Origin of the sequence: Mesorhizobium sp. NZP2077 (assembly GCF_013170805.1) — a bacterium.
GTDB lineage: Bacteria > Pseudomonadota > Alphaproteobacteria > Rhizobiales > Rhizobiaceae > Mesorhizobium.
In genome coordinates this window covers 77,083-90,592 of record NZ_CP051293.1, presented here as the reverse complement: position 1 = coordinate 90,592, position 13,510 = coordinate 77,083, and the positions used below count along the sequence as shown (strand labels likewise).

The window sequence follows — 13,510 nt, the reverse complement described above, 5'->3', positions numbered from 1 at the left end:
GATCACGGATCGACGCGGCGCCGCCTCCGAAGCGGTGTGGGCGTTTCCGCTAGAGGTGGCGTCCCCTGTGACGCCATATCAATTTCTCATACGACGAGATCCCGCATCGGCTTCACCGCCGCGGACTCCGGAAACACCTTGTCGCCGAGCACTGAGGCCGAGAGTCCGAACTGGTCGGCGAGCAGGCCCTTCAGCACCGCCCTGACATCGCTGGTCGGGGCGAGGTCGCGCTGTTGGTAAAGCTGGGCCGGCTTCAATCCCGGCCAGTCGGCAATGACGCGGCCGCCTTTGATCGCGCCGCCGGCGAGTAGCACCACCGTGCCGGTGCCGTGATCGGTGCCGACCGTGCCGTTGATCTGCGCCGTGCGCCCGAATTCGGTGATGGCGACGATCGCCGTGTCCTTCCAGCGCTCGCCGAGCCCCTTTTCGAACTCCTCGAAGGCGCCGTCGAGGCCGCCGAGCAGCGTAGCGATCCGGCCTGTCGCGCCGCCTTCGTTGACATGCGTGTCCCAGCCGTCGAAGGCGAGTGCCGCAACGCGCGGCCCATCATCGGCCGCGATCAGCTTGGCGGCGCCTTGCGCGGCCTGCCGCATGCCGGCGGCGCTGTCGAGGCCGCCCTTCGACTTCATCACCTTGGCGCCCATCTGGTCGTCGAGCGCCATGCGGTCGGCATCGAGGCCCTTTTGCAAGGCCACCGCCAGCACCGGGTCGCGATGCTGGTAGAGATCGAGAACCCGTGCCGCGAGGTCGCCGGCCGGCGCCGGCAGGGATTGCGGCGCCCAGCCAAGCACAGGGGCAGCACCTCGGATCACCAGCGGCGTCGACGGTCCGACAGCCAGCCCGCCAAGCGTCGCCACGCGATCACCTGCCGGCAGGCTCTCCAGCGCCCGGTTGAGCCATCCGGTGGCGACATGGCCCGGGCCTGCGAAACCGCTTTCCAGCACATCCTGACCGTCGAAATGCGAGCGTTCGCGATAGCCCGTCGCGGCCGCATGCACCACCGCCGCCTGGTTTGCCTTGAACAGCCGCGCAAATACCGGCATCGCCGGATTGACCGCGAAGAAACCATCGAGCGGCAGCGCCGCGTGCGGCCCGGCGAGCGAGAGAGCGATGTCGCCATGCAGGCCGGCATAGTCGGGGTCGCCGACCGGACCGACCGCTGACAGGCCGTCGAGCGCGCCCCGCAGGACGATGACGATCAGCCGCGGATCGCGATTGTCGGCGGCGCGGGCAAAGCGGGGCAAATAGGCCCAGGCAAACAGCGCGCCGCCGCTCGTCAGCACGGCGCGGCGGGAGGGGGTTTCACACAGCAGGCTCATGACTTGGTCTCCATGGGAGTTGTCGGCGCCGGACCTATGGCTCGCGCTATCGTCGCTGGAATTCGGGCGCCATCAGCAGCAGCGCCAGGCCTTGCTGCTTGGACTCGGCGCGGGCGACCGCTTGCCGCGTCTCCGGCGACGCGGAAGGGCCGATGACAGCGTCGAGCATGTCGTTGGGATTGCCGATATCCTTGACCTGGCGGGCCGCCTGCCAGGCGATGTCGAGGCGGATCTTCATGCCTTCCGCGGATGCCCAGCTGTCCGCCTGGTCGGAAAAGCCGTTCGGTCCCGGCGGCTGCCAGAGCGGCTCGCCGAGTGCGTTGAGCCAGTTGAGCGACTGGCCGGGATCGTTCGCCGGACTGGGGCCGGCCGCCCGGCGGATGGCGGCGATGTAGTCGAAGGGCGAGCGCATCTTGGCTAGGGGTGTCGACCAAGCTTCCGGCATGTCGATGAGGGTCGATGCCAGTGCCCGGAGATTGCCGTCGCTCTTGGCGAAAACCTTGGCCAGACGCGCGACCGCCGCCGGCGGCGGCTGATCCGCTATGAAATGGCGGGCGAGCTGGGTAGCGATATGCTGCGCCGTCGCCGGATGGCTGGCGATGTCGTTGAGTGCCGCCTCGGCCTGGCCCATGCCGCCGGCCGGATAGGTCTTGCCCAGCAGCACCGCATCGCCCGGCTCATGGGCATTGGCGTTGAAGACGGAACTGCCGGGTTCGCCCAGCCGCCCTTCGCGCCCGGCCATCGTCCAGCCGGTCAGGATGCGCGCGAAGCTGGTGACATCGGCCTGGCTATAGCCGCTGCCGACGCCCAGCGTGTGCAGTTCCATGATCTCGCGGGCAAGGTTCTCGTTGAGGCCGCGCTGGCGGTTCTTGCCGGCGCGGGAGTCCGGACCGATCGACTGCTGGTTGTCGAGATAGAACAGCATCGCCGGATGCCGCTCGACCGCCATCAGCATGTCGGCGAAACGGCCAAGCACGAAGGGCCGGATGGCTTCCCGTTCGAAGGCACCGGCGCTCGCGCGCACGATGTTGTCCTTCGCCACGGAGACGCAGAAATGGTTCGACCAGAAGTAGACGAGACGTTCGACAAAGCCAGCCTCGGCCCGCAGCGCCTTGTCGAAGCGCGCCTGGGCTTCGGCGCGAAACAGCGCGGCCTCGATTGGCGGCGCGGGCTTTGCCGGGGCTGTGGGCGGCGGCACGGCTTGGGCAGGCGTAGTCGGGACCGGCGTGGCCTTTGCAGGTATATTCTGGGCAGTCATGCTCTGGGTGCTCGCCGTTGCCGGCTGCGCCGTGGCGGCGGCCATATGCTCGCGGTCGAGCTTGCGCTGGAGATTTGCCGCCATGCTGGCTTGGATGGCCGGCGTGCTGCCCGGCAGGCTGGCATAGGCCGGATCGTCAAGCGAGATCAGGGCGATGTCGGGCTGCCGCAGTTCTGCCTTCAGATAGCCGCGCGGGTCGTGGGCCACCCTGTCGCGGTCGCCGGGCCTCGCGCCGAGGCCGAAGCGGTTGAAAGCGACGAGGGCTGGATCTGGCAGGGAACTCGAGGTCGGGATAGCCAAGTCAGCTCTCCATTGCTTGGGCTTCCTGCGCGCGGTGCCGGAAGCCCGTTCGAGCCGTTTCGTGCCTGTTCAACTAGGTCGTGGGGCCGGCGCTGCGGCCGGCCCGGGCGGTCCTACCAGCGATGCCAGCGGTGCCAGTGGTGGTGCGGGTGCCAGACGTAGAAGGCGGGACCAGGCCCGTAGTAATGGCGGGGGTAGACCACCACGCGGTTGGGGACGCAGCGACCCCAGGGATTGGGATGCCAGCCGGGGCCGCAACCCCAGGCGACGTGCTCGACCAGCGCCGGGGTGGCAAGCGGCGCCAGCGGCATCGCCGAGGATGCCGCAACCGTCGCCGCCGTTCCGGTCACCGCAAGAGCGGCGGTGATCGCGTATTTTGTCAGATAGTTCATGACCATGCTCCGAAGTTGTCCGAGGTCGAAAACCTGTCGGCGCCAAATGGTCCGGCAGGTCCTGCCCTTCATCTCGTTAAACGGGTGCCGTCGGCATTTTCCGTCGGCCGTCACGGCGATTTTTTTGGCGTGGCGGATGGCTGTGTCCCGCTGCGTCTTGCGAGGCCTTCCGCCAACACGCTGCGATCCTCGGCGGAACCCGCCGCCGCGAACTCGATGATGCGCTGCTCCAGACGCGTGCGCACGGTGACGTCGGCATTGCGGGCCCGCTCCAGCGCCGCCGACAGCGCTGCCGTGTCGAGGATAGGCTGCCGCAGCAAATCCGCCGCTTCGCGCCTGGCCTGCTGGCCGTCGAGGATGATGTCGCGCGACTCGCGGCGGACTTCGCGCAGCGCCTTGCGGAACAGCGTGCGCTGCTGGTCGGGAAGCCGTCCGCCGGCCGCTTCCAGCGAATAGCCCTGGGCCGGCTTGCCGCTTCTTATCCAGACGACCCCGCCGGCAAGCGCACCGGCCAGGAAGACGTTCGCCACCACCGATGCGATGAGGAGGTTACGGCCGGTGCTCATAGGTCTTCCTCGATCGTCTCCGGCCCGGCATCGCCGAACGCCGTCGCATTGGCATCGAGCACATAACGGTCGGGCTGAACCTCGGGCGTGGCGACGGTCACCAGCGCCAATCCGGCGATGGCGCCGGCGAGTCCAATGCCGGCAAGCCCAAGCCCCAGCCACCAGAACCGCTGGCGCCGGCGCCTGACGATGTGCCGGTCGGCGGTCCGCATGATCTTGTCATGCAGCGCCTTGCCGGGGTGCGGGACGCTGTAGCTGTCAAGCCGGGCGTCAAGCGTGCCGGCCTTTCGCGAAATGGCTTGTCCCGTCTCGCTTGGAGCAAAGGCGGAGGCGGCTTCGCGCTCCGCTTGCGGCCAGCGCCGTAGATCGCCGCCATAGGCCTCGGCGAGCGCCGCGAAGCGTCTGGCGTCCATTGCCGGATCGTCCTCGATGTCTTCAGCCATTGATCTTCCCCTTGCCCTTTGGTGCCGCGTGCCCACGCGGGTTGGAAACGATGCAGCCCCGCCGGACGCCCGCAAGGCGCGGTGACTGTGCGCCATTCATGGTCGCGCCTTTCTCAGTCATGGACGCCATCCCTCGCCAAAATAATATGCAAGGCTCGCCGGCCGCGCGAGAGCAGGCTCTCCAGCGCATCGACGCTGATCTCCAGTGTCGCGGCCGCCTCTATGTTGGACATCTCCTGATAATAGACCAGGATGATCGCCTCGCGCTGGCGTGGCGCGATTGCCTGCAAGGCCTGCTCGATCCCCTGTGGCTCTTCGCGTGCATCGGGAAGCGGAGCAGGGTCTGTCATGTCCGGCAGATCGTCGGTCACCACCTCGCGGCGCCGGCGCAGCCGATCGTAGCAAAGATTGAGCGTCACCCGGTGGATCCAGCTGTCGAAGCGTGCATTGCCGCGCCGCCAGCTCGAGGCATGGCGCCAGATGCGCAGGAAGGTTTCCTGCGCGACGTCCTCGGCCTCCGCCGCGTCGCCCAGCATGCGCACGGCAAGCGAAAGGATGCGCGGCAATTTGCGCGCGACGAGCGCCTGCACCGCCGCGGGATCGCCGGCGCCGACCCGACGAACCAGCTCCTCGTCCGGATCGGGGCTCATCGGCTGGCGCACTCCCGATATTCATCACGCGTCATGGCCTCTTGGTCATTGCTCCGGCTTGGCAGCGGATTTGTGGCTTGGCATCTCGTCGGCGCTCAGAATGCCGTCGCCATTCTTGTCCAGCCTGGCAAAGCGCTTGGCGAAGAACGCATCGAGCTCGGCGCGATCGATGAAGCCGTCATGGTCGGAATCGATGCGCGCGAAGGATTTGGCCGCGTCGCCCTTGGCGTTGCGCTTGGCCTGGAGGGCCTCCCACTCCAGCAGGCTGATCTTGCCGTCACCATCCGTATCGGCGGCCATGATCGCCTTCTCCCGCCGCTTCTGGAACTTGGCCAGCGTGATGTCGGACTTGGCCTTTGGCGCGGCGGGGGCGACGGCTGGCGGCGTGGCACCAGGAGGCGTGGCGGCCGGGGGCTGCGTCGCCGTCTGGGCGAGAGCCGCAACGGTCAGCAGGCTCAAGGCAGCGGCAAGGATCGAACGGCGTATCATGCTTCGGCTTCTCCGGTTCGCGCGTCGGCCGCGGCCCATGCCGTGGTCACGCTTCAACCGTTAAACGCCGGGACGGGGGAAATCCGTCGGTCGCCTGTGCCGATCATCGGATTCGGCGATGTCGCCTCGGTGCTGGTTCCAGGAGCAGCGGCCATGATACCGCATCCGGCGCCATTGGAATTCACGCCGGCCGGGCCCTGGCGAACGGGCAGCCGCTAGGCCGATGGGTCGGCGGCCACCAGTTGGTCTGGTTTGAAGCCCGCATGTTGCGGGATCCAAACATCGCCCTCGCGGTTGAACCAGTGGCAGAGATACATGCCGGAAGCAGCGCCGTCGCTGACCGTCATCTTCGGCCCTCCCGACTTCAGCTTGACGACGTCTCCGGTCTTGAAAGTGTTGGGCATTTTGGACCTCCCATGCTGAGGCCCACGAGTTTCCCACCAAAGCTGAGTCTCGACAATGGCGGATATGGGTCGTCGGCGTCGCGATCCATCATGCCAGGTATCAATCCGCAATCTTGCCCAACGTGTCGGCGACGACGGCGCCGCGCTTGCCCATTGGGCGAGCCGGCCCCGTGGTGGAGTCGATGGCGGTCTGATGCTCCATCTCCGCATTGATGGCGGCACCGGCGATGAGGATGATGACCGAAATCCACGTCCACATCATCAAGCCGACAACCGCGCCCAGCGACCCGTATGTGGCGTTGTAATTGGCAAAATGCTGCAGGTAGAACGAGAACAGCCAGGATGCCGCAATCCACGCCACTGTTGCAATCAAGGCGCCCCAACTCAACCAGCGCCATTTAGCATGTTCGCGGCTCGGCCCGAAGCGATAGAGCAGGGAAATGCCGGTCAGCATGGCGCCGACCAGGATCGGCCACCGAGACACTGCAACGAGCGTTTCTGTCCAGGCATCAAGATAGAAATACCGCAGCAGTGCCGGAACCACGCCCACGGTGAGCAGCAGCACTATACCGATCAGCAGCGCTCCGACCGTAAACAGGATCGACATCGCGTTGAGCATGAGGAAGCTGCGTTTCTCGCGCTCTTCATAGGCGATGTTCATCGCATCGAAGAGTGCTTTCATGCCGCTGTTGGAGCTCCACAGCGCTATGCCAAGGCCAATGAAGAAACCGGTGCCGAGTGCGCCCGGCTTCTGACTGGCCAGTGCTTGCAACTGGCCGCGAATGAGGTCCAACCCGCCCGATGGCAGCAATCCGCCGAGATAGGCGACATGGTCGGCAACCGCAACCGGATCGGCGACAAAGCCGTAAATGGAAATGAACGCGGCCAGCGCCGGAAACAGTGCCAGCAACAAATAGAAGGTGGCGCCGGCCGCGACGAGCAGAACCCGGTCCTTGTTGAATTCTTCCCACAGCCGCCAGAAAATATCCTTCCAGCCGAGAGCAGGTATCTGTGAGGGCCAGGCCGCGTCGCGCCCTCGATCACCCCTCTCCGCCCTCAGCGTCGCCTTGCTATCCTGCGTCGTTGACGCGGCACGACTGGCCGCTGCTTCGTCGATCAACGAGGATTGCTTGCCGGCTGGCTGCGGGCTCTGCTTTGCTTTCGAACCCACGCGGCGCTCCTTACTCAGCGCCGCGTTCGATCAGGATGCCTGCGGCGTCGGCCAGAGCGGCAAAGGCCTCCCTCGCCACCCCCTGTGCGGAGGCGATTCGCTGGATTTCGGCTTCATCACTCAGACGCAGTTTGACTGAAGTGCCGAATACCTTGTCCTTCATGGCCCGCCTCCTTTGCCCGGATCGATATCCGAAGCGCGTATAGCAACGCGAGCGGAGGACTACCTGTTCCCACGATACAGGGCCGATAGCCGTGGGTTGAGGCAATCCACGTCCCAAACAATGTTTTTCGTCAACCCGATGCATCTTTCGGCAAGCTGTGGGCGTTGGAAGCAAGTCCATTGTGAGGTGTGAGTCCCATGAAGGCGTTGACGAAGCATGATCTGAAAACCGAGGCGGACCTTTCCGAAGACGCCGACCTCATCGTCAACCGGGCTGGCCACTTCGTGGAGGATTGGATCGAGGAGCACGTCGTCGAACAATCGACCCATGTCTCCGCTGGGGTCGACGTGGCGCAGGAACTGGCCAGCCAGTGCATCGCCGATGCGCAGGACGAAGGCATCGCCGCCGAAGACATTCAAGATGAGGTCGGCGACCTCAGGGAATACATTGCCGAGGCTATCACCGAGGAGACTGGATCACTGGATTCGGCCAATCTGAAGAAGAGCAGCGCCGTGTGACCAGGGCAGAAATTCCCCAACCGGCAACATCGCCAGAGCGTCGCAGTGCGAGACGCGTACCGATACGGCGCTCGGAGGGCACAAAGCCTTATGCCAGAGACTGTCGAGAATGTGGGAAAAATGGTGCCGCTTAGGTGACTCGAACACCTGACCCCATCATTACGAATGATGTGCTCTACCAACTGAGCTAAAGCGGCCCGGGAGGCCAAGGCCTCCAAGATGGGCTGGGTGATAGACTCAACCGGCCGCGAATTCAAGATGCGACTTGCCAAATCATGCATGAGCGCCCGCGACCACCGAAACCAGGGGTTAGCGCCCCCGTTTGTGCGATAATCGCCGGCACATGCCGATTTTGTTTGCCGGAACATCGCCGAGATGGACTTTGGACTGCCCGTCGAGGCAGAATGCGTAGCCCGCCCGTTGATTGATTGGTCGCCTACGGCTAACCATCACGGAAGTTTGGGCAATTTGCAGAGGGATCCCGCTTGGACGCGATCGAAAAAGCGATCCGGAACGCCTTGGAAAAGGGCAATGCCGAGGACCGCGCGTTCCGCGAGAGGGTCTATCGGTCGGCTTTTGCCGCGCTCGACCGGGCGCTCCAGGCCAATCCCGGGGTGACCGTGGAAGTCGCCATCAAGCGCCGCAAGGCGATCCAGGAGAAGATCACCGAAATCGAATCCGAGTTCCTGCCGGCGGTGCCGAATGTTGGCCTGGAGGTCGACGCACCGGCCGGTGAGCCCGCGGCCACTGCGGCGCCCGCGATCGAGATCGGCGACAAGACGCCATCGCCCGCCGTCACCGTCGACGTCGCGCCGCCCGCATCCGATGCGCCGCGCTCGCGCGTGCTGCCGGTCGTTCCCGACATCATGCCGGACGCGACGCTGCCCGGCGCGCCGGCCATCGACATGTCGGTTCCCGCCTCGTCCGGCGCCGCAACGGAAGTGGCGCCCGATCGCGACGAGCAGCGCATTCGCGGACGCCGCCTGCCGTTGACCGCCATCTTCTTGACCGTGACCCTGCTTGCGGCGGTCGGCATCGGCGTGTTCTTCGCCATCCAGACCGGCGTGTTCAAGACGGCGGCGCAACTCGATACGGCGCCGCCGGAGGCGCCGCCAACCGTCGAAGGCGACGATTTCACGCCGGCCGATGGCGCCAACGCACCGGCCAAGCCCGGTGCCGCGGACCAGTCGCGCAACTGGATCAATGTGTTTTCGCCGACCGACCCGACGCATGTCGCCGCCCCGTCGGACGCCAAGGCCGAGGTGATGAAGGACGACAGCGGTCCGTTCCTGCGCATCCAGTCCGGCGCTTCCGGTTCGGCGGTCGCCTTCGATGTCGGGCAGGGCGTGCTGGAGAAACTCGCCGGCAAGCATGCCGTGTTCGATATCATCGCACGTGCCGAGGACGGCAAGGACACGCAGATATCCGTCGACTGCAATTTCGGCGAACTCGGCGATTGCGGCCGCAAGCGCTACGCGGTCGGCCAGCAACGCAACGAATATCTGTTCGACGTGCAGTTCCCCGACAAGCATCCTGGCTCGGCCGGAACCATCGCCGTCAATTCCGATTTCGACAAACAGGGCAAGGCGGTCAATATCTACGAGATCCGAGTCTCGATCGAGCCGTAAGGATGTCGGCTAGAACTTAGCGGTCGAGCAGGGCCTGCAACGTCTCGATGCGATCGGCTTCGTTGGCCGGCTTGTCCCAGCGCAGCCGTGAAATGCGGGGAAAGCGCATGGCGACGCCGGATTTATGCCGGGTCGAACGGTTGAGTCCCTCGAAGGCGACTTCCAGCACCAGCCCATTGTCGCGATCCGCCCGCACCGAACGCACTGGCCCAAAACGCTCGACTGTGTTGTCCCTGACATATTTGTCGATCTGCTTCAGCTCCTCGTCGGTGAATCCGAAATAGGCCTTGCCGACCGGCACCAGTTCCTCTTCGCCCTCGGCTCCGGACCAGACGCCGAACGTGTAGTCGGAGTAAAAACTCGAGCGCTTGCCATGGCCGCGCTGGGCATACATCAGCACGGTGTCCACCGTGTGCGGATCGCGCTTCCATTTGAACCACGGGCCTTTCGGCCGGCCGGCGACATAGGGCGAATCCCAGCGCTTCAACATCACGCCTTCGATGATCGGATGCGGCGGCGCGCGGCGCAGGTGTTCGAGCACCTGCCAGTCCGCGAAGTCGACGAAGGGCGACAGGTCGAAACGGCCGGGGTCGAGCGTTTTCACGAAGGCTTCGAGGCGGCCACGCCGTTCGCGGAACGATAATGCGCGAAGATCTTCGTCGCCGACCTGAAGCAAGTCGTAGCAGCGCATGAAGGCCGGGTATTGCTGCTGCATCTTCGGCGTCACCGTTTTTCGGTTCAGCCGCTGCTGCAGGTCCGAGAAGGTTCCTGTCGCCTCTCGCGGGTCGCCGACAAGCAATTCGCCATCGAGCGTCGCGGAAAAATCCATCGCGTCGGCGAGGTCGGGAAAGGCGCCGGAGACATCGTCGCCGGTGCGCGAATAAAGCCGGCGGATGCCGCCTTCCGCCACCGCCTGGACGCGGATGCCGTCCCATTTCCATTCAGCGGCGTAGTCCGCAGGGTCAAGCTTTTCGAGATCGCCGTCACCGACCGGGTTCGACAGCATCACCGGGCGGAACAGCGCCAGCGCCGTGTTCTTCGGTTTGTCGGCCTTGCCTTCCAGCCAAGAGAACAGCGCCGTGTAAGGTGGCGACAGGCCGTGCCAAAGCTCCTCGATCTCGGCGACATCGACCTTGCCGAAATCCGCCAGCGCCTGTTTGGCCAGCCGCGCCGAGACGCCGATGCGCAGGCCGCCGGTGACCAGCTTGATTATGGCAAAGCGCGCCGAGATGCCGGCGCTGTCGAGCAAGCCGGCCAGAACCTTGGGTCCGTCGGAGCGGCTTGCCGCCTGCAGTTTTGCCACGACCTCGCCAAGCGTCGGCTCCCGGTTGGGGATCTTGCCAGGCGTCTGTGGCCAGACCAGCGACACCGTCTCGGCGAGATCGCCGACATAGTCGTAGGAATAGCCGAACAGCACCGGGTCCATGCGCTCGGTGACCAGCGTGCGCAGCATCGCCGGCTTGACCGCCGCTATATTCAGATCGCCGGTGATGGCGGCCAGCGCCAGCCCGCGATCCGGATCCTCGACGCTGCGGAAATAGTCGACCAGCAGCGTCAGCTTGCCGTTGCGCGACGGCGTCAGCACCAGCCGGTCGAGGAGTTCGGCGAAGCGGTTCATGCCCTCAATCGCCCTCGTCCTCATAGCCCACCAGATGCAGTGGCTTTGCGGCGATGCCTTCCAGCTCGCACCAGCGCACCAGCGCTTCCTCGCGGCCATGCGTCACCCAGATTTCCTCGGCGCCGGTCTCCTTTATGGTGGCGATCAGTTCGTCCCAGTCGGCATGGTCCGAGATGATCAGCGGCAGCTCGACGCCGCCTTGCTTGGCGCGCTGGCGGATGCGCATCCAGCCCGACGCGAAGCACGAGATCGGGTCTGGAAAGCGCCGCGCCCAGCGATCGGCGAAGGCCGATGGCGGGCCGACCACGATGGCGCCGGCAAAGTCCCCCTTGCCGCCTTCCACTGTCGCCGGTTCGAGTGTCCCCAGATCGATGCCCTGGCTCTGATAGTATTCGCTGAGCCGGGTCAACGCGCCATGGATGTAGAGCGGCTTGTCGTAGCCGGCGTCGCGCAACAGCCGCATCACCCGCTGCGCCTTGCCCAGCGCATAGGCGCCGACCAGATGCGAGCGCTCGGGAAACTGCGCCGCCGATTTCAGCAGGCGGGCGATCTCTTCGGTGTCAGGTGGATGACGGAAGACCGGCAGGCCGAACGTCGCCTCGGTGATGAACACGTCGCAGCGGATCGGCTCGAACGGCGCGCAGGTCGCATCTCTGCGCCTTTTATAGTCGCCTGAGGCGACGATGCACATGCCCTGATGCTCGACCGATATCTGCGCCGAGCCCAGCACGTGGCCGGCCGGATGGAAGCTGACGCTGACGCCGTTGACGGCAATCGTTTCGCCGAGCCGAGCCGCTTGGGTCGTTCCGGCAAAATCCTCGCCATAGCGCAGACCCATAATGTCGAGCGTCTGCTGCGTCGCCAGCACCGAGCGGTGGCCTGAACGCGCATGGTCGGAATGGCCGTGCGTGATCAGAGCCCGGTTCACCGGCCGCACCGGGTCGATGAAGAAGTCGCCCGGCGGGCAATAAAGGCCCTCGGGCCGGGGATGAAGCAGGTCGCTGGCGCGCATGACCCCCAAGATAGGATATAATTCCGCCACGGGAAGTCTGTTGCCACGGACTGCTGACTCCAGCATACAGCACCATCGGCCTCATGCGCCGATAGGACCCATGACATGAAACCGCTTCAGGCCTCGTCCGGCGACTTGAACGCCGATCGCCGCGCCGACTATGCCGAGATGATGCATGCGGATGGCGACCATGCGGCGGCGGCGGAATTGCTGCTCGGGGCACTCGAATTGACGCCGCAATGGTCGATGGGCTGGTTTCGTCTCGGCGAAATGCAGCTGGCGGCGGGTGCATCGGATCTGGCCGCGCAGGCATGGACGGTGTCGCTGCAACTCGATCCGACGGATCGTCAGGGCGCTGGGCTGAACCTGCAATTGATAGGCAAGGCGCCGGCGTCCGACGCACTTCCCAGCGCTTTCGTCGAGACACTGTTCGACCACTACGCCGAGAGCTTCGATGAATCACTGGTCGACAGGCTGGGTTACCGGCTGCCTGAGCTGCTGGATCAGGCCATTCGAACGGCAGGGCCGGGTCGCTTCCCGCTGGCGCTCGATCTCGGCTGCGGCACCGGCCTGATGGGGCAGAGACTGCGGCCCATTGCCGACCGGCTGGAGGGCTATGACATTTCGACCGGAATGCTGAAACGTGCGCGGGCCAAGGGCGTCTACGATTTCCTGGGCAAGGCCGATCTGCGGAATTTTTCCTATGCCGGCCCGAAAGCCGAGCTGGTGACAGTGGCCGACGTCTTCATCTATGTCGGCGCGCTCGGCGACATACTGAAGACGATCGCCGGCTTGCTGGCCGGGGATGGCCTGTTCGCCTTTTCCGTAGAGAGGTTGAGCGGCAGTGGCGATTTCGTGTTGCTGCCATCGCGCCGCTACGCGCACTCTGAAACCTATGTGCGCGAAATCCTGGCCGCCAACGGATTTTCGACCCTGTCCTTGGAAACAACCGTGATCCGGCAGGATCGTCGGGAACCGGTCGACGGCTTGGTCGTTATGGCCGGGAAAATCCACGGGGCCTGAAGCGTTCACAATCGGGCCAATGCGGCGATCCTTCCCAACCCCAAAAGGGTGACCGCTCCACTTGTCTCTGTGAAGCCTCTGCTGCGAAAAAGCCCGAATCGCGTGCGCGGGTAACAAGGGGGCGCGCGCGGAATATCAGGAGGGAGCATATTCGATGCGCTGGAACATGATGATCTTGGCATCTTGCCTGGCAACAGCCGGCTGCGTCGGTAATTCGATGTCCGAACGGCAGGACGCCAACATCGAGTCCTCCCTGCAATACGACACCGTGCCATGCGATCAGTTGCTGGCGCAGCGCGATGGCTTGGCGCAGCAGAACAACCTTCCAGTGACCGCGAAGCCGACCTTCTACAATCCCGCAATGGGTTTCGGCCCGTTCACCCCCGATATGCGCTCCAAGGCCCAGCGCGATAGCGACAAGGCGGCAGGCGACATCGATGCCATGAACCGGTCGATCGAGCGGCGCGACTGCGGCAAGCCGGACAATCAGAAGAAGAAGTTCGCTCTGCCCGCTTGAAGTACGAAACAGCTATTGGTCGGACTTTGTCGCGGACAG

16 protein-coding genes and 1 tRNA gene are annotated in these 13,510 nt (G+C 65.0%); 4 read left to right on the top strand and 13 right to left on the bottom strand.

What is annotated here, in order from left to right:
* Nucleotides 1-86: 86 nt before the first annotated feature.
* The 10 genes from HGP13_RS00455 to HGP13_RS00410 form a co-directional block, all read right to left on the bottom strand.
* A complete protein-coding gene (locus HGP13_RS00455; RefSeq protein WP_172220016.1) occupies nt 87-1,319 on the bottom strand; it encodes a DUF1501 domain-containing protein in 1,233 nt (410 codons plus the stop codon).
* Nucleotides 1,320-1,365: 46 nt separating this feature from the next.
* The gene (locus tag HGP13_RS00450; protein WP_172220013.1) at nt 1,366-2,877 is read right to left on the bottom strand and encodes a DUF1800 family protein; all 1,512 of its coding nucleotides are present in this window, start codon (nt 2,875-2,877) and stop codon (nt 1,366-1,368) included.
* 113 nt (nt 2,878-2,990) lie between these two features.
* Complete coding sequence (locus HGP13_RS00445; RefSeq protein WP_172220010.1) at nt 2,991-3,269, bottom strand: hypothetical protein; 279 nt, start codon at nt 3,267-3,269, stop codon at nt 2,991-2,993.
* Between the two features lie 110 nt (nt 3,270-3,379).
* Nucleotides 3,380-3,835, bottom strand: a complete 456-nt coding sequence (locus tag HGP13_RS00440; RefSeq protein WP_172220007.1) for a periplasmic heavy metal sensor — start codon at nt 3,833-3,835, stop codon at nt 3,380-3,382.
* Nucleotides 3,832-4,278 carry a hypothetical protein gene (locus HGP13_RS00435; protein WP_246707244.1) on the bottom strand — a complete coding sequence of 149 codons (447 nt, stop codon included), beginning with the start codon at nt 4,276-4,278 and terminating at the stop codon, nt 3,832-3,834. Before HGP13_RS00435 ends, HGP13_RS00440 begins: the two co-directional genes overlap by 4 nt.
* Nucleotides 4,279-4,391: 113 nt before the next feature.
* A complete protein-coding gene (locus HGP13_RS00430; protein WP_172220001.1) occupies nt 4,392-4,928 on the bottom strand; it encodes an RNA polymerase sigma factor in 537 nt (178 codons plus the stop codon).
* 45 nt (nt 4,929-4,973) lie between these two features.
* A complete protein-coding gene (locus tag HGP13_RS00425; protein ID WP_172219998.1) occupies nt 4,974-5,417 on the bottom strand; it encodes an EF-hand domain-containing protein in 444 nt (147 codons plus the stop codon).
* A 215-nt stretch (nt 5,418-5,632) separates the two neighbouring features.
* A complete protein-coding gene (locus HGP13_RS00420; RefSeq protein WP_019863018.1) occupies nt 5,633-5,821 on the bottom strand; it encodes a YodC family protein in 189 nt (62 codons plus the stop codon).
* Between the two features lie 100 nt (nt 5,822-5,921).
* Nucleotides 5,922-6,992: a YihY/virulence factor BrkB family protein gene (locus tag HGP13_RS00415; protein ID WP_172219995.1), complete on the bottom strand. Its 1,071-nt coding sequence runs from the start codon at nt 6,990-6,992 to the stop codon at nt 5,922-5,924.
* Between the two features lie 10 nt (nt 6,993-7,002).
* On the bottom strand, nt 7,003-7,155 hold the full coding sequence (locus HGP13_RS00410) for a hypothetical protein (protein WP_172219992.1): 153 nt from the start codon (nt 7,153-7,155) through the stop codon (nt 7,003-7,005).
* Between the two features lie 197 nt (nt 7,156-7,352).
* Here HGP13_RS00410 and HGP13_RS00405 point away from each other — a divergent pair, with 197 nt between their 5' ends.
* Nucleotides 7,353-7,673 carry a DUF768 domain-containing protein gene (locus tag HGP13_RS00405; RefSeq protein WP_172219989.1) on the top strand — a complete coding sequence of 107 codons (321 nt, stop codon included), beginning with the start codon at nt 7,353-7,355 and terminating at the stop codon, nt 7,671-7,673.
* Between the two features lie 121 nt (nt 7,674-7,794).
* On the opposite strand, the gene HGP13_RS00400 is transcribed toward HGP13_RS00405, so the two are convergent.
* Nucleotides 7,795-7,870 (bottom strand) — tRNA-Thr (locus tag HGP13_RS00400).
* A gap of 288 nt (nt 7,871-8,158) precedes the next feature.
* Between HGP13_RS00400 and HGP13_RS00395 the strand changes: the two genes are divergently transcribed.
* Complete coding sequence (locus HGP13_RS00395; RefSeq protein WP_172219985.1) at nt 8,159-9,301, top strand: hypothetical protein; 1,143 nt, start codon at nt 8,159-8,161, stop codon at nt 9,299-9,301.
* Between the two features lie 16 nt (nt 9,302-9,317).
* Here HGP13_RS00395 and HGP13_RS00390 read toward each other — a convergent pair whose 3' ends face one another.
* Nucleotides 9,318-10,919, bottom strand: a complete 1,602-nt coding sequence (locus HGP13_RS00390) for a cisplatin damage response ATP-dependent DNA ligase (protein ID WP_172219982.1) — start codon at nt 10,917-10,919, stop codon at nt 9,318-9,320.
* 4 nt (nt 10,920-10,923) lie between these two features.
* Nucleotides 10,924-11,931 carry a ligase-associated DNA damage response exonuclease gene (locus HGP13_RS00385; RefSeq protein ID WP_172219980.1) on the bottom strand — a complete coding sequence of 336 codons (1,008 nt, stop codon included), beginning with the start codon at nt 11,929-11,931 and terminating at the stop codon, nt 10,924-10,926.
* A 105-nt stretch (nt 11,932-12,036) separates the two neighbouring features.
* Between HGP13_RS00385 and HGP13_RS00380 the strand changes: the two genes are divergently transcribed.
* Together HGP13_RS00380 and HGP13_RS00375 are read left to right on the top strand one after the other, a co-directional pair.
* On the top strand, nt 12,037-12,954 hold the full coding sequence (locus HGP13_RS00380) for a methyltransferase domain-containing protein (protein WP_172219977.1): 918 nt from the start codon (nt 12,037-12,039) through the stop codon (nt 12,952-12,954).
* Nucleotides 12,955-13,171: 217 nt separating this feature from the next.
* On the top strand, nt 13,172-13,471 hold the full coding sequence (locus tag HGP13_RS00375) for a hypothetical protein (protein ID WP_246707243.1): 300 nt from the start codon (nt 13,172-13,174) through the stop codon (nt 13,469-13,471).
* Nucleotides 13,472-13,510 lie beyond the last annotated feature (39 nt).